The sequence below is a fragment of the Nonomuraea rhodomycinica genome (genome assembly GCF_013363995.1).
In the GTDB taxonomy this organism is placed as follows: domain Bacteria; phylum Actinomycetota; class Actinomycetes; order Streptosporangiales; family Streptosporangiaceae; genus Nonomuraea; species Nonomuraea rhodomycinica.
Map to the genome: position 1 here is coordinate 412,416 of NZ_JABWGO010000002.1, position 19,222 is coordinate 431,637.

The 19,222-nt window shown below is 72.4% G+C and carries 17 protein-coding genes; 9 read left to right on the forward strand and 8 right to left on the reverse strand.

The window, feature by feature from the left end:
* Positions 1–279 precede the first annotated feature (279 nt).
* Both HT134_RS12935 and HT134_RS12940 read right to left on the reverse strand, forming a co-directional pair.
* Positions 280–630 carry an STAS domain-containing protein gene (locus HT134_RS12935; RefSeq protein WP_175600600.1) on the reverse strand — a complete coding sequence of 117 codons (351 nt, stop codon included), beginning with the start codon at positions 628–630 and terminating at the stop codon, positions 280–282.
* A gap of 34 nt (positions 631–664) precedes the next feature.
* A complete protein-coding gene (locus HT134_RS12940) occupies positions 665–2,134 on the reverse strand; it encodes an LCP family protein (protein ID WP_175600601.1) in 1,470 nt (489 codons plus the stop codon).
* 81 nt (positions 2,135–2,215) lie between these two features.
* On the opposite strand from HT134_RS12940, the gene HT134_RS12945 reads away from it, so the two are divergent.
* The gene (locus HT134_RS12945; RefSeq protein WP_175600602.1) at positions 2,216–3,256 is read left to right on the forward strand and encodes a glycosyltransferase family 2 protein; all 1,041 of its coding nucleotides are present in this window, start codon (positions 2,216–2,218) and stop codon (positions 3,254–3,256) included.
* Positions 3,257–3,323: 67 nt separating this feature from the next.
* Here the strand turns inward: HT134_RS12945 and HT134_RS12950 are convergent, their stop codons facing one another.
* Positions 3,324–4,706 carry an SDR family oxidoreductase gene (locus HT134_RS12950; RefSeq protein WP_175600603.1) on the reverse strand — a complete coding sequence of 461 codons (1,383 nt, stop codon included), beginning with the start codon at positions 4,704–4,706 and terminating at the stop codon, positions 3,324–3,326.
* A gap of 92 nt (positions 4,707–4,798) precedes the next feature.
* Between HT134_RS12950 and HT134_RS12955 the strand changes: the two genes are divergently transcribed.
* From HT134_RS12955 to HT134_RS12980, 6 genes are all read left to right on the forward strand, one after another.
* The gene (locus HT134_RS12955; RefSeq protein WP_281387484.1) at positions 4,799–6,304 is read left to right on the forward strand and encodes a CDP-alcohol phosphatidyltransferase family protein; all 1,506 of its coding nucleotides are present in this window, start codon (positions 4,799–4,801) and stop codon (positions 6,302–6,304) included.
* Positions 6,305–6,347: 43 nt separating this feature from the next.
* Positions 6,348–6,983 carry a DUF5941 domain-containing protein gene (locus tag HT134_RS46890; protein ID WP_175600604.1) on the forward strand — a complete coding sequence of 212 codons (636 nt, stop codon included), beginning with the start codon at positions 6,348–6,350 and terminating at the stop codon, positions 6,981–6,983.
* Positions 6,984–7,061: 78 nt separating this feature from the next.
* Positions 7,062–7,793, forward strand: a complete 732-nt coding sequence (locus HT134_RS12965; RefSeq protein WP_175600605.1) for a phosphocholine cytidylyltransferase family protein — start codon at positions 7,062–7,064, stop codon at positions 7,791–7,793.
* Between the two features lie 42 nt (positions 7,794–7,835).
* Entirely contained in the window at positions 7,836–8,894 is a 1,059-nt protein-coding gene (locus HT134_RS12970) for an iron-containing alcohol dehydrogenase family protein (protein ID WP_175600606.1), read from the forward strand.
* Positions 8,872–9,639 (forward strand): CDP-alcohol phosphatidyltransferase family protein, encoded by a 768-nt coding sequence (locus HT134_RS12975; protein ID WP_175600607.1) that lies wholly within the window; start codon positions 8,872–8,874, stop codon positions 9,637–9,639. The genes HT134_RS12970 and HT134_RS12975 overlap by 23 nt, the downstream gene beginning before the upstream one ends.
* 186 nt (positions 9,640–9,825) lie before the next feature.
* Positions 9,826–10,710: a glycosyltransferase family 2 protein gene (locus HT134_RS12980; protein ID WP_175600608.1), complete on the forward strand. Its 885-nt coding sequence runs from the start codon at positions 9,826–9,828 to the stop codon at positions 10,708–10,710.
* A 26-nt stretch (positions 10,711–10,736) separates the two neighbouring features.
* Here HT134_RS12980 and HT134_RS12985 read toward each other — a convergent pair whose 3' ends face one another.
* Entirely contained in the window at positions 10,737–11,450 is a 714-nt protein-coding gene (locus HT134_RS12985) for an acetoacetate decarboxylase family protein (protein ID WP_175600609.1), read from the reverse strand.
* 104 nt (positions 11,451–11,554) lie between these two features.
* On the opposite strand from HT134_RS12985, the gene HT134_RS12990 reads away from it, so the two are divergent.
* Positions 11,555–11,998 carry an RNA polymerase sigma factor gene (locus HT134_RS12990; RefSeq protein WP_281387501.1) on the forward strand — a complete coding sequence of 148 codons (444 nt, stop codon included), beginning with the start codon at positions 11,555–11,557 and terminating at the stop codon, positions 11,996–11,998.
* Positions 11,995–12,918 (forward strand): hypothetical protein, encoded by a 924-nt coding sequence (locus tag HT134_RS12995; protein WP_175600611.1) that lies wholly within the window; start codon positions 11,995–11,997, stop codon positions 12,916–12,918. The genes HT134_RS12990 and HT134_RS12995 overlap by 4 nt, the downstream gene beginning before the upstream one ends.
* On the opposite strand, the gene HT134_RS13000 is transcribed toward HT134_RS12995, so the two are convergent.
* The 4 genes from HT134_RS13000 to HT134_RS13015 form a co-directional block, all read right to left on the reverse strand.
* Positions 12,915–13,907, reverse strand: coding sequence for a glycosyltransferase (locus tag HT134_RS13000; protein ID WP_175600612.1), 993 nt, complete (start codon positions 13,905–13,907; stop codon positions 12,915–12,917). The two genes, HT134_RS12995 and HT134_RS13000, sit on opposite strands and share 4 nt — an antisense overlap.
* 49 nt (positions 13,908–13,956) lie before the next feature.
* Complete coding sequence (locus HT134_RS13005) at positions 13,957–15,510, reverse strand: acyltransferase family protein (RefSeq protein ID WP_175600613.1); 1,554 nt, start codon at positions 15,508–15,510, stop codon at positions 13,957–13,959.
* A 177-nt stretch (positions 15,511–15,687) separates the two neighbouring features.
* Positions 15,688–17,337, reverse strand: coding sequence for an LCP family protein (locus HT134_RS13010; protein WP_175600614.1), 1,650 nt, complete (start codon positions 17,335–17,337; stop codon positions 15,688–15,690).
* Between the two features lie 143 nt (positions 17,338–17,480).
* Positions 17,481–19,085, reverse strand: coding sequence for a hypothetical protein (locus HT134_RS13015; RefSeq protein WP_312888102.1), 1,605 nt, complete (start codon positions 19,083–19,085; stop codon positions 17,481–17,483).
* Positions 19,086–19,222 lie beyond the last annotated feature (137 nt).

Below are 19,222 nucleotides of genomic sequence, written 5' to 3' on the forward strand. Positions count from 1 at the left end.
CCGCTGCTCCTGGGTCCGCCCGCCCGCGCGGTGGTCTCCAAGAGCGGGGGAGCGGTGACGCGCGAGGCGGCCGTCCGGCCTCCGAGTATCCAGCACGGGAGACATGTGCGACACAGGGGACATATCCCGCTGGAGATGGACGGCCGGTGCCCTTCCAGGGTGAGGTCGTCGAGGGCGTCCGAACGGCGCCGGGGATGTCACCAGGGGTGCCGGGGGAGGCCCCCAAGGGGTGCCTCCGGCCGCGGGGGCGTTCCCGGAGTCACGGGGGAGGGCCGCCGGTCAGGCCGCCGCGGCCGACAGGGCCGAGCACGCCTCCTCGATCGACGAGGCCGTCTCGAAGTGACGGTCCAGGTTCGTGATCGTGAACAAATGGCTGATCATGCCGTCCGCCAGCACGAGAATCATCCGGCCGCGTGAGTGGTGCACGTGGTTGAACGCGCCCACCAGCACTCCCAGCCCCACCGAGTCGCAGAACGGGACCTCTGTCAGGTCAATGACCACGTTGGCGGAGTCGCTCCTGGCGAGGACGTGGTCGAGCTCGGCCCGCAGGCGCGGGGCTCCGGCCACGTCGAGGTCACCGACGACGCGCACAACCGTACAGGGGTCCTCCCGCCAATACTTGACCACCATGACGGTCCAGTGCCCGAAGTAAGAATACTTATGCCTATTTCTTGCATATGTTCTGAGTTGCCGTTTTCGTAGTCGGCGTGGCGGTTGACGAGGGCTTAGCCCCCGGCGTCTCCAGCGCCGGCTTCTGGATCTTCGGCTGGTCGGTGCCCACGATGACCTCGACGCCCTTGACGTCGGCGGCCTCGCGCAGCTCCGCGCCGGGGATCGCGGCCGCGACGGTGCGGGCGGAGTCCTCGCGGTCGGGGGCGTAGCGGATGACCGTCTTCTTGTAGTCCTTGTCCGTGGTGTTGCCCGGCTGGTCCGGCACCCGGAAGCCGGCCGCCACCAGCGCCTCCTTCGTCCGCGCGCCGAGCCCCGTGACCAGCGTGCCGTTCTTGACCGTGACCGCGATGCGCTCCGGCGGGATCACCTCGCCGGCGGGCTTGCCCGTGGGCTTGGCGGCGGCGGAGGCGGACGGCGAGGCGCCGGCCTTGACGAGGTCCTCGTCGGCGGCGATCCGGCGGAACAGCTCGCGCGCCGCCGCGTCGTCCCACAGCACCGCCGACTCGCCGGTCGGCGCCTTGAAGTCGACGTTCTTCAGCGGTACGTCGGCGAACGCGACGTCGTTCAGCGACACGTCGCGCATCTGCGTGGCGAGCCCGGTCAGCCCGTCGTCGGGATCGACCTTGATGGTGCGCAGCGTCGAGTTGACGAAATCGGCAAGCTTGGCCGGGTTGGTGAGCGTGCCCGCGCTGAGGGCGCGGTTCAGCAGCGCGGAGATCACCTGCTGCTGCCGGTCGATGCGGTCGAGGTCGGACCGGGCCGTGGCGCGGGTGCGGGCGTAGCCGAGCGCCTGGGCTCCGTGCAGCTCGTGGGTGCCGGCGGTGAGCGCGAGCCCCGTCTTGGGGTCGTTGATGGGCACCGGGGTGCAGACCGTGACCCCGCCCAGCGCGTCCACGACGTCGATGAAGCCGAGGACGTTGACCTCGATGTAGCGGTTGATGGACAGCCCGGTCGCCTGCTCCACGGTCTCCTTGGCGAGCTTCGGCCCGCCGAACTGGTACGCGGAGTTGATCTTGTGCTGGCCCTTGCCCGGGATGGTCGTCCAGGTGTCGCGGGGGAGGCTCACCACGGTGATCTTGCTGTGGTCCTCGGACAGGTGGATGACCATCATCGTGTCGGTCCGCTGCCCGACCTCACGGCCCAGCTTGAGCTGGTTCTGCTGCTTGCGGGTGAGGTCGTCGCGCTTGTCCACGCCGACGAGCAGGATGTTCATCGCGCCGCGGGACACCGGCTCGGTCACCCCGGCGTCCACCGTGCCGATCTGCCGGGGGGTCGCCCACACCACGCCGGTGCCGACCAGCACACCGGCGGACAGCAGGCCCGAGATGATCAGGTTGCGCCGGCGAGCCTTCGCGCCGCGGCCCGGCCCGCGCCTGCGACCGGGACCGGGTGCGAGCCTGACGCCGCCGTAGGCGTCGCCGCCCACGTGTACCCCAGCGTCCTCCTCGCCCGGGTCGCGCATCCGTCCCCCTCTTGTTCCGCCGCGAGGATCGGGCCTTCGATTGCCCTCCTCCCCTGCTCGTACAGTAGCGTGAGCCCCGCCATGAAGCAGTTCCCCGACTCGCCGCACGCGCCAGCGGAGACCCGTAGCTGGCCGCCCATCTCCGTCGTCATGCCGGTCCTCAACGAGGAACGGCATCTTCGCGAGGCCGTCGACCAGGTCCTCGCCCAGAGCTACCCCGGCGAGATCGAGGTCGTCCTCGCCGTCGGACCGTCCCAAGACCGCACCCAGGAGGTCGCCGACGCCATCGCGGCGGCCGACCCCAGGGTCGTCGTCGTGCCCAACCCGACGGGCCGCACCCCCAACGCGCTCAACGCCGCCATCGCGGCGTCGCGCAGCGGCATCGTCGCCCGGGTCGACGGGCACGCCATGCTTCCCTCCGACTACCTGCGGGTGGCGGTCGAGACACTGGAGGAGACCGGCGCCGACAACGTGGGCGGCGTCATGGCGGCCGAGGGCGTGACCGCCTTCGAGCAGGCCGTCGCCTGCGCCATGACGTCCAAGATCGGCGTGGGCGCCGCCGCTTTCCACGTGGGCGGCACGGCGGGCCCGGCCGACACCGTCTACCTGGGCGTCTTCCGGCGTTCCGCGCTCGACCGGGTCGGCGGCTACGACGAGCACTTCCAGCGCGCCCAGGACTGGGAGATGAACCACCGCATCCGCCAGAGCGGCGGCCTGGTGTGGTTCCAGCCCCGCATGCGCGTGACCTACCGGCCCCGGCCCAACGTCAAGGCGCTGGCCAAGCAGTACTTCCACTACGGCCGCTGGCGGCGCGTCGTCTCGCGCACCCACGAGGGCACGATCAACCTGCGTTACCTCGCGCCGCCGGCCGCCGTGCTGGCGATGGCGCTCGGGCTGATCGTCTCGCCGTTCTTCCCGCTCGGGCTGATCGTCCCGGGCGGCTATCTGCTGGCCATCGTCGGCGGCTCGGTGCTCACGGGCAGCGGCTACCCGATGGCGGTCAAGGCCAGGCTGCCGCTCGTGTACGCCACCATGCACGTCTCGTGGGGCTGGGGCTTCCTGACCAGCCCGCGCAAGCTGGCCCGCCCGTCGCCCCAGCAGGGCCACCTCTCACTCCACTGACCCACCCGCCTCGGGCGCGCGTCCCCCATGTCCACGGGGTACGCGCGCCCTCTCCAGGCCGGCGCGGTCAGCGCGGGACCGACGCCGCGTCCACGACCTGGCCCGTGAGGCGTGAGGCCAGCACCGCCAGCCACGCCCCGGCCGTCTCCTCCGCCGTCGCGCCGCCGGTGACGCAGTTGACCCGCACCCCCTCGCCGGCCCACTCGGCCGCCAGCGACCGGGCCAGGGCCGTCACCGCCGCCCGGGCCGGCGCCCCCAGCGGGTCTCCCGTGCCCGAAGGGACGCACAGCAGCAGGCCGCCGCCGCTCTCCAGCAGCCGCGGGTACGCCGCCCGCGCCACGTTGACCGGCCCCAGGTACCCGGACACCGCCGCCTCGGCCACGGTCTCGTCGGCCGCCTCCATGAGCCCCCCGGCCGCTCCCGCCGCCGCGACGGCCAGGACGAGATGGTCGATCCGGCCCACCCCGGCCAGCGTCTTGGCCACGGAGCGCGGGTCGTCCAGCCGCAGCCCGTCACGCTCGCGCGACAGGACCACCACCCGCGCCCCGTGCCGGGACGCCAGCTCCGCCGCCTCCCGCACCCCCGCGCCCGCCGCGCCGACACCGGCCTCGCCTCCGGCCTTCGCGTCGGCACGGGCACCGGCACCGGCACCGGCGCCCGCGTCGAGGAACACCACCGTCCGCCCCGCCAGCGCCCCCCGCGCGTCCTCCTCCGGCAGCACCGGAACGGGTGACGCCTCGAACAGCGCCGCCGCGATCCGCGCGTCCACCGGATGGGTGATCTTCAGGTTGCGCTCGCTGCCCGGCACGATGTGAATGGGCACGTCCGGCAGGTACCGCAGCACCACCCCGCAGTCGTCGGTCGCCGGCCGGTCGGCGAAACCCGGGTCGGCCAGCGCCCGCTCGTACGCCTCCCTGATGACCGACAGCCGGAAGCACTGCGGCGTCTGCGCCCGGCGCAGCCGCGACCGGTCAAGCACCTCCGTGATCGTCTCCCCGCCGGGCCCCGGCTCGACCGCGAAGATCGTGTCGGAGCTCGGGATGGCCACCTCGACGGCCCGGTGCTCCCGCAGCGCGCGCACACAGTCCGTGATGATCCGGGGCTCCAGCAACGGCCGGACGGCGTCGTGCAGCAGCACGTCGCACTCCTCCTCGCCGATCGCCCGCAGCGCCCGCCAGGTGCTCTCCGTACGGCTCGCCCCGCCCTCGACGACCTTGGTCACCTTCCGGAACCCGGCCCGCGCGACCAGCTCCCTCGCCTCCTCCACGAGGCCCGGCGTCATCAGCACGACGACCTCGTCGATGTCGGGGGAGCCGTCGAACAGCGCGATCGAGTGCTCGAGGATGCTCCGCCCGGCGACGGTGGCCAGCTGCTTGGGCCGGCCGAGCCCCATCCGCTGCCCCACTCCGCCCGCCAGCACGACGCCGACGGCGCGCAACCCAGAATCCATACCCGGAGCGTAACGGTCTGGGTCCGTGATATCGCGTCGCCCTCTCGCTACGCTGAGTCCACGCACTCCCTCACGACCGGGAGGACCTGCGCTTGACACCTTCCTTGACCCGCGCGAGCTCGACGGCCTCCGTCGTCCTGCTCGCCACGACCCCGGCATGCAGGCTCTCCTGCGCCGACGGCACGTTGCTCGACCGGCTCGGCGACCAGCTCGCGGCGCTCTCCGTCCGCGATGTCCAGGTGCTGACGCCCGGCGGCGCGCTGCTCGCGCACGGCGAGCAGCCCGAGCCGGAGCATGCCGTACACGCCGGAGGGCTCGGCGCCGACCTGCGCGCCGTGGCCAAGCTGGCCCGCGGCTCGACCGGGCCGCTCGTCGTGCTGCCCGCCGACCTCGTCGCCCACAACGACGCGCTCGGCCTCCTGCTCCAGCATCCGGCGCGCGGCTCGGCCGCGCTCGTCTCCTCCGACGCCGACGTCGGACCGCTGCGCCCGCCCGTGCGGGTGGAGGGCGGCCGGGTGGTGGCCGCGGCCAGCTCGTTCCACACCGTGCCGCAGGCCAACGCCACCTTCCGCGGCGTGCTCCAGGCGGCCGAGGCCGACCTCGCCTCGCTCGCCGACGTCGCGGAGGAGCTGGCCGACCTGGCCGAGAGCGGCCGGCTCGGGCCCGTCAGCGCCGTCGAGGCGGTCGATCTGCTGCTCGTGGGGCTGGTCAGGGCGGGGGCGCGGGTCCGCGCGGCCCGGCTCGGCCCGCTGCACGCCGACCGGGTGACCGGGCAGGCCGGCGCCGACAGCGCGATCAGCCGGCTCGCGGAGGTGGACGAGGACCAGGTGCGCCTCGACAACGCCGTCAAGGACCGCGACGGCTTCTTCACCACGTACTTCGTCTCCTCCTGGTCGCGCCACCTGGTGCGCCCGGCGACGCGGCTCAGGCTCACGCCCAACACGGTCACCGGCTGCTCCGTCGGCCTGGCCGTCCTGGCGGCCGTCTGGTTCTCGGCCGGCACGCGGGGCGCGATGGTGCTCGGCGCGGTCCTGGTCTACCTGTCGTTCGTGCTGGACTGCCTGGACGGCCAGCTCGCCCGCTACACCCGCATGTTCACGCCGCTCGGGGCGTGGGCCGACGGCATGGCCGACCGGCTGAAGGAGTACGTCGTCTACGCCGGTCTCGCCCTCGGCTACGCGGGCGGCCTGCCGTGGCAGCACGGCGGCCCCGACGGGATCTGGTACCTCGCCATCGCCGCGATGATCCTCCAGGTCGTACGGCACGCGATCGACTTCGCCTACGGGGGGTCGGTGGCCGACGCGGCCAAGGTCGGGGCGCTGTGGGCCAAGCCGGTGCGCTCGCTGCTGGAGGAGACCGACGGGCGCGCCGGGGCTCCCGCGCAGGGCGTGCTGGGCCTGTCCCATCGGCTGGAGCGCGACTCGCTGATCCACTGGGCGAAGAAGATGATCGTGCTGCCCATCGGCGAGCGGATGGCCCTGATCGCGGTGACCGCCGCGCTGTTCAACGCCCGCGTGACGTTCGCGGCGCTCATCACCTGGGGCGCCGTCGCGGCCCTCTACCAGCTCACGGGGCGGATCGCGAGGTCGACACGATGACCGGCGTCCACCAGCCCACCGGGCGGATCGCGAGGTCGGCACGATGACCACCGTGCACATGACGCCGGTGCCGAGGAGCACGGTCGTCACCTACCGCGACGACGGGCCGCTCTCGCGCGGCATGGGCGCGCTCGTGGCGGGCCAGCTCCCGCCGCTGCCCCCCGTCGTGGCCGGCGCGTTCGTCACCGGCGTCCTGCTGATGCTCGGCGTGGCCGGGAGCGACGGGCTGGCGCTCTTCGCGCCCGCCGTGACGCTGCTGCTGGCCGGGCCGGGCAGCTCCCACCCGCACGACGGCCGCTTCGACTGGCTCGTCCCGCCCGTTTTGCGGGTGATCGAGTACGCGTTCGTCGCGGCCTGCGGGTTCGCCCACGGCGTCCACCCCGTGCTGATCATGCTGCTGCTCGGCGCGCTCGCCTTCCACCACTACGACCTGGTGTACCGGCTGCGGCAGCGGGTCTACCCGCCGCCATGGCTGTCCACGTCCGGCCTCGGCTGGGAGGGACGGATGCTGGTGATCGCGCTGGCGGGCGTCGCCGGCGTGATGACCTTCGGTTACGCGCTCCTCGCGCTCTACCTGTGGGGGCTCTTCGGCTGGGAGAGCCTCACGTGCTGGCTCGCCGCGCCGCGCTCCGCGCCCGAGCCGGCGGCCGAGGTGGCCGACATGGGAACGCAAGACTGACGGCGGATTACCCGCACAGGCCCGAAAGCCAACTAACCTTTGGGCCTACGGTAGTCATGCTCGACTGAGGAGTGCACGTTGCTGGGAATGGTGCTGGCCGCTGGAGCCGGAAGACGTCTGCGGCCGTACACCGACACGCTGCCCAAGGCGCTCGTGCCGGTCGACGGCGAGACGACGATCATGGACATCTCGCTGCGCAACCTCGCCGAGGTCGACCTGCGCGAGGTCGTGGTGATCGTGGGATACGCCGCCCAGGCCGTGCACGAGCGCAAGGAGGAGCTGGAGCGCCGCCACGGGGTCAAGCTCACCCTCGTCCACAACGACAAGGCCGAGGAGTGGAACAACGCCTACTCCCTCTGGTGCGCCCGCGACTACTTCGCGCAGGGCGCGCTGCTCGTCAACGGCGACACCGTCCACCCCGTCTCGGTCGAGAAGACGCTCCTGTCGGCCCCCGAGACCAGCGACATCCTGCTGGCCGTCGACGACGTGAAGCAGCTGGCCGACGAGGAGATGAAGGTGACCCTCGACGGCGGCGCGGTCCGGCGCATCACCAAGCTCATGGACCCGGCCGAGGCGTACGGCGAGTACATCGGCGCCACGCTGATCCGGCCGGGCGCGGCCGAGCGGCTCGCCGACGCGCTGCGGGCCACGTTCGAGCGCGACCCGCAGCTCTACTACGAGGACGGCTACCAGGAGATGATCGAGCGCGGCGAGCAGATCCACGTCGCGCCGATCGGCGAGGTCGACTGGGTCGAGGTGGACAACCACGACGACCTGGCCAAGGCCCGCACCATCGCCGTCCGCTACTGAGGGGGCCGCGATGCCGCTTCCAGCCGCTTCTGAGGGGGCCCCATGCCGCTCCTAGCGCGGATGCTGCCGGCGCCGCTGACCATGGAGGTCAGGCGGGGCGCGGTGGCGCAGCTCGGCGCGCTGCTCGCCGACAGCCGGGTGGCGACCTCCGGCCGCGTCGCGGTGGCGGTCGGTCCCGGCCAGGGCGACCACATCGAGGGCCTGATCGCGCCGACGCTCGACGAGGCCGAGGTGTTCCGGGTGGCCGACGGGTCGGTCGAGGCGGCCGTCTCGCTGGGCGCCGACCTGCGCAAGGGCGCCTACGAGGTGGTGGTCGGCGTCGGCGGCGGGCGCACGATCGACGCGACCAAGTACGCCGCCTCGCTCGCCGGCATCCCGATGGTCGCCGTGGCCACCAACCTGTCCCACGACGGCATCTGCTCGCCGACGGCCTCGCTGACGTACGAGGGCGGCAAGGGCTCCTTCGGCGTGCCGATGCCGCTGGCGATCCTCGTGGACCTCGACTTCGTGCACAACGCGCCCGAGTCGCTGGTCCGCTCCGGGGTGGGCGACGTGGTCAGCAACCTGTCGGCCATCGACGACTGGATCCTCAGCAACGTCGAGCGCGGCGAGCCGATCGACGGCCTGGCCTGCTCGATGGCCCGCACCTCGGCCGAGGCGCTGATCGGGCGCGGCGACTCGATCGAGTCCGACGCGTTCCTGACGGTCCTCGCCGAGTCGCTGATCCTGTCGGGCATGTCCATGGTGATCGCCGGGTCCTCGCGGCCGTCGAGCGGCGGAGACCATGAGATCCTTCATGCCGTGGATCAACTCTTCCCGGGCACCTCCAACCACGGCGAGCTCGCCGGCATCGGTGCCGCCTTCTGCTTCTTCCTCAGGGAGGACGAGGCCCGGCTCGCGCAGGTCACCGGGTGCCTGCGCCGCCACCGGCTGCCCGTGTCGCCGGCCGAGATCGGGCTGAGCGCGGAGCAGTTCGCCGAGGCCGTCGCGCTGGCGCCCGCCACGCGCCCCGGCCGTTACACGATCTTGGAGCACCTGCGCATGAGCGACTCCGAGATCCGCGATCGGGTTGAGGACTATGTCCGGGCCTTCGGTAGCTGAGCTGCGCCAGGTGGCCCAGCCGCCGGGCCACCTGGAGCGCCGCAACGGCGAGCACTGGGCGGGCGTGCTCTACATGCGCCGCCTGTCCATCTACGCCACCTGGCTGCTGGCCAAGACCCCCGTCACGCCCAACCAGCTCACCTGGGTGATGACGGTGGTCGGGGTCCTGGCCGGGGTCGTGCTGGCCCTGCCGGGCCCGTGGGCCGTCGTGGTCGCCGCCCTGCTCACGCAGGTCTACCTGCTGCTCGACTGCTCCGACGGCGAGCTGGCCCGCTGGACCGGCAAGACGTCGCTGGCCGGCGTCTACCTCGACCGGGTCGGCGCCTACTTCACCGAGGCCGCGCTGCTGGCCGGGCTGGGCTGGCGGGCCTCGGCCGTCCTGCCCGACTGGTACACCGTGCTCGGGTTCGCCGGGGCGCTCGGCGCGATCCTCATCAAGGCCGAGAGCGACCTCGTCGAGGTGGCCCGGGCGAAGGGCGGCTTGGGCGCCGCCAGCGACGCGGCCGGGGTGCAGTTCCGCTCCGGGCTGCTGAGCCTGGGCCGGCGGGTGCTGGCGGCGACGCAGTTCCACCGGATCATGCAGCCGGTCGAGCTGTCGCTGCTCGCGCTGGTGGCGATGCTGGTCGATCTGGCGATCGGCGATCTCACGGCCACGCGGGTGCTGGTCGTCGCCTGCTGCGTGGCGGCGGCCCTGCAGGTCGTGCTGCATCTGGTGAGCATCATGGCGTCGAGGCGGCTTGCTTGATCAGAAGCCCGGAACCGGTTGCCCGCCCCGTCCGTCGTATTGATCGGACCTCCGTCGTTCGGCGGGGGTTCACGGCCGGTTCCGATACGCTTAGCTCCACCAACATCAGGACCATGCGACCAGCAGACTCGGTGATCATGAAAGAATGCTCCGCCCGTGCCTTCGACGCGTCAGGACGATGATTCGTTGAAGATCTCGTGCGTCATCCTCACCATGGGCAACCGGGTCGCGGAGCTGAACCGGGCGGTCGAGTCCGCGCTCAACCAGATCGACGGCGACGTCGAAGTGGTGATCGTCGGTAACGGTGCCGACGTGCCCGCGGTGTCGGCGACGCCACCCGAGGGCTCGGCCGCGACCGTCAAGACGATCCGGCTCGACCGCAACACCGGCATCCCGGCCGGCCGCAACCGCGGCGTCGAGGAGTGCTCCGGCGACGTCGTGCTGTTCCTCGACGACGACGGCTGGTACGCCAACCAGAAGGTCGTCTCGCACGTCCGCGACCGGTTCGCCACCGAGCCCGACCTCGCGGTGATCTCGTTCCGGGTGATGGACCCGGAGGGCGGCACCGGCCAGCGCCGCCACGTGCCCCGGCTGCGCGCGGGCGACCCCGAGCGCTCCTCGCCGGTCACCACGTTCCTCGGCGGCGCCTCGGCCATCAGGCGCTCGGCCTTCCTCCAGGTGGGCGGGCTGCCCGAGCGGTTCTTCTACGCGCACGAGGAGACCGACCTCGCTTGGCGGCTGCTCGGCGAGGGCTACCGGATCGAGTACGACGCCGAGACGGTCATGTACCACCCGCAGGTCCCGCCGACCCGGCACGCCGACTTCCACCGGCTCAACGCCCGCAACCGGGTGTGGCTGGCGCGGCGCAACCTGCCGTGGCCGCTGGCCGCCCTCTACCTGCTCGACTGGATCGTGCTGACCGTGATCCGCGAGCGCGGCTCCGGCATGGCGCTCAAGGCGTGGTTCTCCGGCTTCTTCGAAGGGCTGCGCACCCCGGCCGGTGAGCGCCGTCCCATGGCCTGGAGCACGGCCTGGCGCATGGTGAAGCTCGGCCGTCCCCCGATCGTCTGACACCCCTGATCGCCCCGCCGGGGCGGTCAGGGGTTGATCGCGTCGCCGAAGGTCATCTCCGCGCGCGCCACCGTGGACGACGTCAGGGCCCGCTTGGGCAGGCCCAGCTCGCTCAGCTCCTTGGCGATGGGGTGGTTGCCGAGCCGGATCAGCGCCCCGCCCGGCCGCACCCTGACCCCGCGCGCCCGCACCGACCACGGCACGCGCCGGGTCAGCCCGTCGCGGTGCGTGTAGGCGTCCAGCGGCGTCATCGGGCCGGGACCGGGCACGGGCACGCCCGGCTTGACCAGCATGTCGAGCACGAGCCGGCCGTCCTTGCGCACGATGCAGCGCTTGTACGGCGACGACAGCCGCAGCTCGATGTCCGCCAGCTCCTTCGGGAAGCCCCAGATGCTCCGCCCGGCCTCCAGCGTGAACCCCTGGTCCACCGGCAGCCAGTGGATGAACACCCCCGCCTGCCGGAGGTCGGCCAGCCCCGCCGCGCCCGCCACGCCCGGCGGCCGCACCATGAACGCCATGCCGAACTCGTGGTACTGATCGAGGTCGCCGTCGCGGTAGTCGACGAACGTCAGCACGCAGACGGCCTTGCCCGGGAACACCTCGGCCACGTCCAACCCGGAGTAGGCGATCACCGCCCGGGCCGCGTCGGCCCGTACGGGATACATCGCGCTGCAGACGGTCGCGTCTCGCACCTCGACAGGCATGGTGACCGTACGCCCTTGGATCACATGCGATGCCATGCGTCCAGTACATCAACCGGAAAGGGATGTGACCATTCCCGGGGAGGTCTCGTCTGGGCTGATGTGACAACACCGACCCCGCGGAGGCCGTCATCATCGAGGAGCTGTACCGCGAGCACTGGGCGCTCGTGTGCGGGTTCCTCCTGCGCCGCACCCGCGACCCCCATCTCGCCGAGGATCTCGCCCAGGAGACGTTCGTCAAGGCCACCCGCGCGCTGCTCGGCTGGCGCGGGGAGAACGCGGCCGCCTGGCTGCTCACGATCGCCCGCAACGTCCTCATCGACCATGTCAGGCGCTCCCGCCGGGAGCTCGCCCTGCCCGACGCAGACGAGCTCGGCGTGCCCGCGCTGCACGTGGACGCCGTGGACGTGCGCGACGCCCTGGACCGGCTGCCGGAGCGGCACCGCAGGCTGCTCACGCTGGTCTACCTCGAAGGCTTCTCCCTGGTGGAGGTGGCCGTGATGACCGGCACGAAGCACGCGACGATCAAGACCGCGGTGTGGCGCGCGCGGAGCGCGTTCGCCGAGACGTACGGAGGAGTGCGATGAACGAGGACGAGCCGGTGCTGGAGCTGCCGGACTTCGACCCCAAGGTCACCCGTAAGGCGGTGCGCCGGGGAGTCGTGCGGACGGCGTCGCTCGTGCTGGCCGTGCTGGTGGCGGTCGCGCTCGTCGCGACACTCGGCTCGGCGGCGGTGCAGAAGCGCGGCGACCGGGAGGAGCGCATGAGGGACGTGCTCGGCACCGCCTTCAAGATCTACAACCCCGCGTACAGCATCGTGGTGGAGGACTGCTGCGAGACCACGCCGTGGTCCATGTCGCTCACCGTCGGCGCCCGCCAGAGACGGGCCGCGGGCGGCTTCGAGGGCGGCGACGGCGGCTTCTCCACCATCACTCAGGACTTCTTCGGCCGGGTGGGCCGGCTGCCGCTCGGCAACTACGCCAACACGCGGCTCAGCACCTCGCTGGCCAACTTCGGCACCACCCTCGACCAGAAGGACCAGGTGCGCAAGGTGCTGGCGAGGCTGCCCGACGGCCTCAACGCGCTGGCCGTCGTCGAGTTCGACAATCCGCTCACGCTGGGCGAGCTGGGCGCGTTCCCCGCCACCTGCGCCGCCCGGCTCGTCTACGAGCGGCGTCCCGGTGCGACCCCGATCACCTGGGACACGACCACCTGGGACCGGTTGCTGCCGGGCGAGAAGATGGGCCTGCCCTGTGACAAGGAGTCGGCGCAGGACCTGGAGCACTTCCGCCGCTGGGTCGGCATGCTGCGTGACCACGACGAGGCCAACCTGCGCCGCTTCGACCTGTCCCTGGCCCGGTTGCGCAAGGCGTCGGCCGACGGCCTCGTCTACGGCTACGTCGACGACGTGGCGAGGGTCAAGGACCTGCGCAAGCTCATCGAAAACCCCCGGGTGCGCACCGTCCACCTGGCCGACGTGACCTTCGACCTCGACGACCCTCGCTAGGCCGTGCGTGAGAGGGGCGTCTTGACGGCTCGGCTCCGGATCGTGACCGGGAGCCCGGCCCACGCCTCCATCCGGGCCACGAACGCGGGCGCGTGATCGGGCCAGTGGTGCCGCAGCCGGGCCTCGGCGTGGCCGCGCACCCCCAGTGCCGAGCGCCGCGCCGGGTCCTCCTTGAGGTCGAGCACGGCGTCCACGACCGCGTCCACGTCCAGCGGCACCACGATCCCGCAGCCGGTCCGCTCCACCAGGGCGGCCGACTGCGCCGTGGTGATCACCGGCACCCCGCGGCCCATGTAGTCGAGGACCTTCGTCGGCACCCCCGTCACCGTCTCGGCGGCCAGCGACAGCCCGGCCAGCGCGCCCTCGGCCATCCGCAGCGCGTGCCGGTTGGGCACGTAGCCGAACCAGTCGAGCAGCCCGACCCGCTGGGCGTCGCGCAGCAGCGGGCGCGCGCCCGGGTCGGCGGCGCCGATCAGCTCCATGCGGATCCCGTGCGGCACCAGCCGCTCGGCCAGGCCGATCAGCTCCGCGAGCCCGCGCTCGGCCGACAGCCGGCCGATGTGCACGACCCGGGTGTCGCCGGGAACGGGCGGGGCCGCGGCCACCATGGTCGCCTCCGGCACCACGGAGGAGGTGCAGACGTGGTGGCGGCGCTCGGCCCGGGCCAGCCGCCGCGCGTTGACCGGCTCGCGGACGTCCCACACGACCGGCGGGCGGCGGTGGGGGAGCAGGCGCAGCAGCGCGTGGTCGTGGACCAGCAGCAGGTCCGCGCCGCGCAGGCCGCGTCTGAGCGCGGCGCCCGCCCGGCCGAACCCCGCCCCGTACGGGACGTCGACCGCGCCGAGCCCCATGGGCGGCGTGACGTTGAAATGGGTGAAGGGCGCGACGTAGGTCACCTCGTGGCCCGCGTCGAGCAGCGCCCGGATCTGCCGGTGCATGATCCGGGCGTCCTCGGGATGGTGGACGATGGTGGCGACGCATACCCGCATGCGTCGATGCTCGGTGCTTACCAGGTCATGAGCGTTAATGCCGGTCGAACTACCGCTTAACTTCCGACGGGCGCCGATACAGCCAGGTCAGGCGTGGCTCCAGCACCCACTTGAACACCGTGCGGGTCTCCGGCAGGCACAGCACGATGGCCAGCGCGAAGCAGCTCGAACTGATCGCCAGCACGCCGAGCGGGCCGTGCAGCCAGGGCAGCTCCAGCCAGCCCTTCTCCTTGGCGATGAGCACCGGGATGCCGTGCAGCAGGTAGCAGTAGAGGGTGCGGGTGCCGAGGTCGGAGTACCACGTCTCGCCGCGGGGCACGAGCGCGAGCACCGCGAAGCACACGGCGAGCGAGCAGACGAGCAGTCCGGTGCGCACGCCGAGACCCATCCACCAGGACAGGTCCATGTCCTGGTAGCTGTGCTTGAAGTAGAAGGGCTTCAGCGTCGCCTTCGGCGCGATGTAGATGGCGACCGCGACGGCGGAGGCGAGCACCCCCACCGAGACGATCTTGATCCAGCGCCGGTTGAGCAGGTCGAAGTGCTCGGGCTGCAGGACCAGGCCGATGACGAAGAACGGCATGAGCCCGAAGAAGCGGTCCATGCTGAAGTCGCCGGAGATTTGGGAGTACCCGGCGAACAGGTAGATGGCGATGGCCACCGGCACGGGGTACTTCATCCGCTTCCACACCGGTGTGGACAGCCGCCAGAACAGCAGCGCCAGGAGGTACCAGTTGAGCCAGGCCGGGTCGATGATCGTCAGCGACCACTTCTGGCCCAGCGCGGTGCGCAGCGCCGCGTAGCCGACCTCGACGATGACGTACGGCACGACGAACGTGTCGACGAGCTTGTTCGTCTTGGCGTTGGAGTTCCAGAAGTTGCGGGACAGGTAGCCACTGATGATCACGAACAGCGGCATGTGGAAGGTGTAGATGAAGATGTACGCGGCGCGCGAGGAGTCGGCGTCGAGCGTCGGCACCAGCGCGTGGCCGATGGGCACCAGCGCGATCAGGACGAACTTGACGTTGTCGAGGTAGGGGTCGCGCCTGCGCCGGGGCGGCTGCTCCGGCTGCTCGCCCGGCTTGCCCTGCTCCTGCGGCGTCCCGGCCGCGACCGCGGCCCGGGACTCACCGGGGCCGGCCGGGCGCTCCGGCGGAGCGTCCGTGGCGCGGCGGGCGGCCGGTCCGGATCCGCCGCCCGGAGCGGTCTTCGGCGTGCCGGGCGTCGCCTGCAGTCCGACGGGCGCGGTCCCCGGCGTGCCGGGTACGGCCTTTAACCCGCCGGGCGCGGTCCCTGGCGTGCCGGGTGCGGCCGTCAACCCGCCGGGCGCCTTCCCCGGTGCGACGGCCGGACGGTCGCCCGTGACCGGCGCCGCCGCGGCCGGGGAACCCGCGCGGTCGCCCGTGGCGGCCGGCGCCTCCGGCCCGCCGGGCGCGCGAGGGGCGCCGTGGCCGGGCAGGACGCCGTGCGGGTCGGTCTGCTCGCTCCAGAACGTCTCCTCCGGCAGCGGCCACCGGGCCCCCGTGCTCGCGGGACCGGCGTTCGCACCTGGGCCCCCGGATTCCGGGGGAGTGGTGACCGGGGACGACGGCTTGGTCTCAGACACTGGGGAGTCGCTCAGCTTCGCTCGGGGCCGGGGGATACGCGACGGCCGCCACGTCTTACTGACGCCCTGACGGCGGAGGACGAGCGGTGTCGCCGACCCGCACCACGATATCCCGGCCGGGACGGTCCTGTCTCTCGACGCGCTCCGGAACGCCCGCTTACACAGGGAACTCTGAGGTCACGTGCAGACGTTCTTCTGGGCCGAGGCGACGATGGTGTTGGTGGTGACGCTGTCAGGAAGCTTCTCCACCTTGACCCCCTCGAAGTCCTCGCCGACGATCAGCTGGACCACCGGCGCGCCCGCCGCCTTGGTGCCGCCCGAGGGCAGCGCCACCGGCGAGGTGTAGACGTCGGTGGACGTGGGCCTGATCTTGCCCGCCGTGGGGCCGGGCTTGGGCACGACCATCCCGGAGAGCACTCCGGCGTAGTCGGCGCCCTCGGGGGCCTTCTTGGCGTAGCGGATCTCCGTCTTGGCGATCGCCTTGCCGCCGGGGGCCTGGTAGTTGCCGAGCCCGACGACCTTGAAGCCCTGCTTGCTGAGCTGGTCGGCGACCTCGCGGGCCTTGCCCCCGGTGGGCGTGCCGTTGAGCACCTGGACCTGGACCTGCTCGGGCTTGAGCGCGACCTTGGGCGCCGAGCTGGCGGTGGCCGACGGCGTGGCGGCGGGCAGCTCGACGTCGGTCCTGATGGCGTTGAACAGCTCGCCGGCGTCGGGCTGCTTCCAGACCACCCGGTTCGGGTCCTCCGGGTCGGGGATCCACGGGATCGTGGTGAACTTGACGCCGTTCGCGGTCAGCTTCTCGGCGCTCTTGGCGATGTCGAGCAGCTTCTGCGTGTCGTCGGCCAGGTCGGGGTCCATGGTCACGGACTGGGCGGCCGCCTTGATGAAGGAGGTCAGCTTGGCCGGGTTGGTGAGCAGCTCGCCGCTGGTGGCCTTGGCCACCACCTTGCTGAGGAAGATCTGCTGGCGCTTGATGCGCTGGATGTCGCTGCCGTCGCCGTACTTGCGCAGGCGCACGTAGCCGAGGGCCTGCTCGCCGTTCAGCAGGCTCTTGCCGGGGGGCAGCTTGAGCTTGGACGCCCTGTCGTCGACGCCGGACTTGAGACAGATCTCGATGCCGCCCAGGGCGTTGACGATGTTCTTGAAGCCGCTGAAGTCGACCTCGACGAAGTGGTCGATGCGGATGTTGGTGAGGGTCTCCAGCGTGGAGATCGTGCAGGCGACGCCGCCGGTGTTGTAGGCCGCGTTGATCATGCCGCGGTAGGACGGCATCGTCGCCTTGGTGGTCTCGTTCTTGCAGGTGGGGATCTGCACCATCGAGTCGCGCGGGAAGCTGATGAGCTGGGCCTTGTCGCGGTTGGGCGACAGGTGCAGGAGGATGATGGTGTCGGTGCGCTTGCCGCCGGCGTCGGCGGAGCGGGCCAGTTTCTGGCCGTACTTCGCGTTCCCCTCGCCCGCCCGGGTGTCGGAGCCGACCAGGAGCACGTTCAGCGCGCCGGTGCTGGGCGGCCGGGGCGTGATGATGTCGTTCTTGACGCTCTTCTTGTGGATGTTGCCGAAGGTGTCGCGGTAGACCGTGTAGCCGGTCAGCGCGCCGGCGACCATCACGGTCGTGGCGCCGATGCTGATCCAGGCGAGGACCCGCATCTTGCCGGCCCCGCCGCCCTTGGCGGGGGCCGCACGCCGGCCGCCTCCGCCGCGGGGAGGCTGCTCGCCCGGCGGCGGGGGAGGGGGCGGCGACGCCGCCGCTCTCCGGGACATGCGGTGGCCGGGCTCTGCCGGGGCGACCCTGCGGTCCTGCACGGACACGCTCCTGTAGTCACTCATACGCCCCCTCGCCTGGTCTGTGGGCCTCACGCGTCGGCATGGCCTTTCTGCGCCACGAGACTAGGTCACGTACGGCGTACCCGTAGCCATGACCGGCGGAATTCGCCGTGACCCGGGCGTGCTGTTACCGGCCAAAAGCATACTCAGAGCTGGACATTTCGTGGAATATCATCGCCAAATTCTTGACGTTCGGGCTGGTCAGAGCGGGCGCAAACGGCTGCCGCCAGGCAGGCGAGGGGAACGGCCGGCAGGACGTACCGGTAGTCGAACTCCGCGACGGCCGGCGGCGCCACGAGCAGCACGACGGCCGCCGACCAGGGCAGCGCCCACGGCGGCAGCCGCCTCGGCCGGACGGCCGGCCGCCGGCCGCCGGCGGCTCGCCGGCGCCTGAGCACGCGCACGGCGCCGGCCACGGGCGGCGCCAGCAGGATCACCAGCACCACGGTCCCGGGCAGCCGGGCCACCCCCTGGTAGGCGCGCATCCACCCGGCGTACGGCTCGGCCACCTCCGTGCCGATCGGCCCCCGCTCGTACCTGCGGCCCATCTCGACGCCGAGCTGCGCCGCCCAGCGCCCCGGCGGGGGAGGCGAGACGGCCGGGAACTCGTAGTAGCCGTAGATCTCCTGGTCGGGATAGACCGGACGGCCCCACACGAACGTGCGCCCCAGCTCCGACAGCACCGAGGCGGCGTAGTCGAGCGGCTGCGAGCGGATCGCCAGCGTCGCGAACCGCGCGGCCAGGTCGTCGTTCGCCTTGGTGAAGGTGATGCCGGGCAGCTCGACCAGCGGGGAGTCGGCGGCCCACAGGTACTCCTGCGACGGGGGCCGCCGCTCGGGCGGGCGGGGGTCGCACAGCACCCGCAGGTCGGCGGGCGGGTCCATCCGGGCGCAGTCGGCGAACGACATCGTGCGCGCGTACAGGAACGCGCCGTTGGCGCCGACGAGCCCGGTGCGCTGGTACGTGCCGTGGAACCAGGCGCCGTACGCGGCCAGGGGGATCAGCGCGGCGGCGAGGAGCACGGCGGCGCGCCGCAGCCGGCCGTCCAGCACGAACCACACCGCCACCACCACGATGAGCGGCTGGCCGACGGTCCTGGTCAGCGTCGCGGCGGCCAGCAGCAGCCCGATCGCCACGGCCCGGCGCCGGCCGCCCAGCGCCAGCACCACCGCCGTGACCAGCAGGAACATGAAGAGCGTGTCGGAGACGAGCAGGTGCTCCAGCTCGACCTGGTAGGCGTCGAGGAGCACCGGCGCCGCCGCGAGCGCCGCCGCCCACGGAGGGACCGGCCGCCCGGACCCGGCCCGCCGGGTCCCCGCCCGCCCTGATCCCGCCCGCCGCCGCCGGCCGGACCACCAGGGGACCGCCCGGCGCGCGGCCACGTACACGAGCACACCCGTGGCCAGCCCGAGCAGGTGCTGCGCCGCCGCGACCACGGCGAAGGAGTGGAACGGCTCCAGCAGCCGCAGGAACGCCGAGTAGCCCGCCGGGCGCACCAGGTCGGGCCGGGGATGGAAGACGGTGACGATGTAGGTGTAGGAGTCGGGGAACCACAGCACCGGCCGGTAGCCCAGCATGGCCAGCACCCGCAGCGCCGCGCCCGCGGCCAGCAGGCCGAGGAACCACGCGTGCCGCCGCGCCCGCGCCGCGGCCCCCGCCACGACCCGTCGGGGAGCGCGCCGCGCCCCGCGGACCCGCGGCGGCCGCGGCGGGGTGGTGGGTCCGGCGTCGCGGACCGACTCGTCCGTCACCGGGCGCTCCAGGAGGTGGGCACGAGGCGTCGCCCCTCCGCGCGGGCGGACGGGCCGGACGTGGGACGGTGGCGCACGTCGGTACGCTACCCGCGTTCGGCCGCCGGGCGTCCCACCAGGTCATGGCCGGGCCGCGT

Bases quoted from the DNA above. Each gene is read 5' to 3' on its own strand.
- HT134_RS12935 (WP_175600600.1), bottom strand. From the start codon at position 630: ATGGTGGTCAAGTATTGGCGGGAGGACCCCTGTACGGTTGTGCGCGTC.
- HT134_RS12940 (WP_175600601.1), bottom strand. From the start codon at position 2,134: ATGCGCGACCCGGGCGAGGAGGACGCTGGGGTACACGTGGGCGGCGAC.
- HT134_RS12945 (WP_175600602.1), top strand. From the start codon at position 2,216: ATGAAGCAGTTCCCCGACTCGCCGCACGCGCCAGCGGAGACCCGTAGC.
- HT134_RS12950 (WP_175600603.1), bottom strand. From the start codon at position 4,706: ATGGATTCTGGGTTGCGCGCCGTCGGCGTCGTGCTGGCGGGCGGAGTG.
- HT134_RS46890 (WP_175600604.1), top strand. From the start codon at position 6,348: ATGACCACCGTGCACATGACGCCGGTGCCGAGGAGCACGGTCGTCACC.
- HT134_RS12970 (WP_175600606.1), top strand. From the start codon at position 7,836: ATGCCGCTCCTAGCGCGGATGCTGCCGGCGCCGCTGACCATGGAGGTC.
- HT134_RS12975 (WP_175600607.1), top strand. From the start codon at position 8,872: ATGTCCGGGCCTTCGGTAGCTGAGCTGCGCCAGGTGGCCCAGCCGCCG.
- HT134_RS12985 (WP_175600609.1), bottom strand. From the start codon at position 11,450: ATGGCATCGCATGTGATCCAAGGGCGTACGGTCACCATGCCTGTCGAG.
- HT134_RS12995 (WP_175600611.1), top strand. From the start codon at position 11,995: ATGAACGAGGACGAGCCGGTGCTGGAGCTGCCGGACTTCGACCCCAAG.
- HT134_RS13000 (WP_175600612.1), bottom strand. From the start codon at position 13,907: ATGCGGGTATGCGTCGCCACCATCGTCCACCATCCCGAGGACGCCCGG.
- HT134_RS13010 (WP_175600614.1), bottom strand. From the start codon at position 17,337: ATGAGTGACTACAGGAGCGTGTCCGTGCAGGACCGCAGGGTCGCCCCG.